Origin of the sequence: Mesorhizobium sp. M7A.F.Ca.AU.001.01.1.1 (assembly GCF_004022735.1) — a bacterium.
Classification (GTDB): domain Bacteria; phylum Pseudomonadota; class Alphaproteobacteria; order Rhizobiales; family Rhizobiaceae; genus Mesorhizobium; species Mesorhizobium ciceri.
In genome coordinates, this window is record NZ_RZPF01000782.1 from 1 (window position 1) to 2,820 (window position 2,820).

2 protein-coding genes and 1 pseudogene are annotated in these 2,820 nt (G+C 63.2%); all 3 read right to left on the bottom strand.

Going from position 1 to position 2,820, the window contains the following annotated elements; all coding sequences use genetic code 11:
- Nucleotides 1-371: pseudogene (locus tag EN884_RS31690) on the bottom strand (branched-chain amino acid ABC transporter permease); the annotation flags it as partial.
- Nucleotides 368-1,240: a branched-chain amino acid ABC transporter permease gene (locus EN884_RS31695; protein WP_063170885.1), complete on the bottom strand. Its 873-nt coding sequence runs from the start codon at nt 1,238-1,240 to the stop codon at nt 368-370. The gene EN884_RS31695 and the pseudogene EN884_RS31690, both read right to left, overlap by 4 nt.
- A gap of 74 nt (nt 1,241-1,314) precedes the next feature.
- Nucleotides 1,315-2,523 (bottom strand): ABC transporter substrate-binding protein, encoded by a 1,209-nt coding sequence (locus tag EN884_RS31700; protein ID WP_063170670.1) that lies wholly within the window; start codon nt 2,521-2,523, stop codon nt 1,315-1,317.
- Between the last annotated feature and the right edge of the window lie 297 nt (nt 2,524-2,820).

Genomic DNA, 2,820 nt, shown 5'->3' on the forward strand with positions numbered 1-2,820 from the left:
GCGAGGGTCAGGAGGACGAAGTGATGGCCGCCGACGCGCAGGGAGGGAATGCCGACGATCAGGGCGAAGACGGCACTTGCCAGGGCGGCCACCGGCAGTGCCGTCCAGAAGCCGACGCCGAAGTCCCGCGCGAGGATCGCCGCCCCGTAGGCACCGACACCGACCAGCGCCGCATGCCCCATCGACAGGATGCCGGTCTGGCCGAACAGAACCGACAGGCCGTAAAGCGCGATGACGTTGGTGCCGGCCGAAATCGCCAGCGACAGGAAGCGGTTCGAGGGCGAGGCGAGCGGCACCAGCGCGATCAGCGCCAGGATGACCAGCACCGGCAGCAGCGCGCGCAGCGGCTTGAGGGTGGCACCGCCGTTCATGACGCCATCCTCGGTCCGCTGGTGCCGCCGAACAGGCCGTGCGGGCGCACGATCAGCACCAGGATCATCAAGACGAAGGAGTAGGCATCGGTCCATTGCGAGAAGCCGTAGCCGGCGCTGAAGCCTTCAACGATGCCGAGGATGAGGCCGGCGGCGACGGCGCCATAGATGTTGCCGAGCCCGCCGATGAGCGCGACGGCAAAGCCCTTCATCACCATGGTGCCGCCGGTGAACGGCGTGATCGGGAACAGCGCGATCAGAAGCGCGCCACCAAGGCCGGCCAGCGCGCTGCCGAGCACGAAGACGCCGGTGATGTAGCGGCGCACCGGAATGCCCATCAAAGCGGCGGTGTCACGGTCCTCGACGCTGGCCCGCAAGGCACGGCCGTAGCGGCTCGCGGTGATCATGCGGAAGCTCAGCGCCACCACGGCGATGGTGATCAGTATGACCATGACGCGCACAGAAGCGATGCGTACACCGCCGACCTCCCACACCGTGGTCAGCGGGCGCGGGATGCTTTTCTGGTTGGGGTTCCAGCACAGCACGACGACATGCTGCAGGACGACGATGAGGCCGAGCGAGACGATGAAGCCGTTGGTCGGTCGCTCCAGCGTGAAGCGGAACAGGCCGCGCTCGAGCACATAGCCCATCAGCCCGACAGCCAGGATGGCCAGCACCACCGCTATGGGAAAGCCGAGGCCCGCGCTGACGGCGAGCCAAGTGACGATGCCGCCGATCATGAGGAATTCGCCATGAGCGAAATTGATGATGCCGGTGAGGCCGAAGATCAGCGTCACGCCAATGGCGATGAGCGTGATGACGCTGGCGATGGAAAGGCCGTTGAGGATTTGCTGGATGAAGATATCCACGGCGATCGAGACCTGCCTGTCTTGCAAGAAAGGGAGTTGGCGGTGGATTCCGCCAACTCGGGTATGATGAAGCTTCAGCTCTTCGGCGCTTCGGCCGGGGGCTGCTGCATGGCGCAGGAGATGGCGCCGCCGGGTGCCGCCGCGCAGACTTCCGTCGCGTGGGTGACCTGGTGGGTCTGGTTAAAGGTCAAATCATCCGAGACCACGCCCTGGTGGTGGAGGCTCAGCAATGCGTCGACCGTCTTGTCCGGATCGAAACTGTCGGCCTTCTGCCAGGCTTCGACGAGGAAGTGGACGTAATCGTGGTAGAGCAGCGACACCGACGAGGTCACGCCATGCGGCGCGCCCGCGGCGAAGTAGGCGTCGAAATAAGCCTTGGCCTTCGGGTTCGAGGACTCGCCCCAGCACACCGGGACACAGCTCATCGCCACCGGCACATCGGCGGACAGCTGCTTTTCCTTCCAGATGCCGGGGTCAACGCCGAACAGGAAGTAGCTTTTCGCCGCACCGAGTTCGAGCGCCTGCGGCAGCGCCGTCAGCGTTGAATCGCCATTGTACCAGAAGTGGATAATGTCCGGATTGAGGCTCTTGGCCCGCGTCAGGAAGGGCGAGAAATCGGTGGTATCAGGCGGATAGAAGATGATGTCCGGCACGTCCTGCCCTTCGGCCTTCAATGCCTTGTAGTAGTAGGATGACAGGAACTGGCCGGTGGCATCGTTGCCGACGATCATCACTGACTTTTTCGGCTTGAAGCCAAGTAGCGGCTCGAGCAGGGTGAGCACGCCGCGCGCGGTCGATCCGGAGCGCTGGAATTCCTGCGGCTCGGACTGGAAGAGATAGTGATCCTCGCCGCCGGGCTTGACCGAGTCCGGTGTCAAGATTTTCGCCAACGTCGAATTGCCGGCGAAATGGATGATCTTGGCCGGCTGGGTGATCTTGGCCATGGCCAGCGTGAAGTCATGCGTTTCCGAGCCGAAGATCGCCTGCACCTTCACGTCGCGCACCAGCTCCTGGGTGGCGGCGATTGCAGTGGCGATATCGGTGCGGTCATCGCGCTTGACCATTTCCAGCTTGTAGGTTTTGCCGCCGACCTTGAAGCCGCCGGCATCGTTGATCTGCTTGACGGCGAGGCCGACGCCCGCCGGCAGCGTATGGCCGGCGGAGACGAACGAGCCGGATTCGGCGGCTACGACGCCGATCTTGACAATGTTGTCTTCGGCCCACGCAGGATGAGCTAGCGCGCCAAGGCACAGGGCCGCGCCCATTTTAAGAACGGTGTTCAATTTGAGATCCTCCCGACTCCAAATGATTGCAGTCTTACAGGGTTGTCATACAACCCTGTAATCTGGTAAATCTTACAGAGAGGGATGTCAATCGCATTGCCATGGCTCCCCGAAATCAGAATCGCAGAGCCGGAATTGCCGGCAAAGCCGCAGTCAGGAACAGCAAGATGCAAGCACGGAAATTCGGCCGCACCGGCACATCAGTCAGCGAAGTCGGTTTTGGCTCATGGGCGATCGGCGCCGCCTGGGGCGAGGTCAATGACGACGACGCGGTGGCCGCCTTGCATGCAGCCCTCG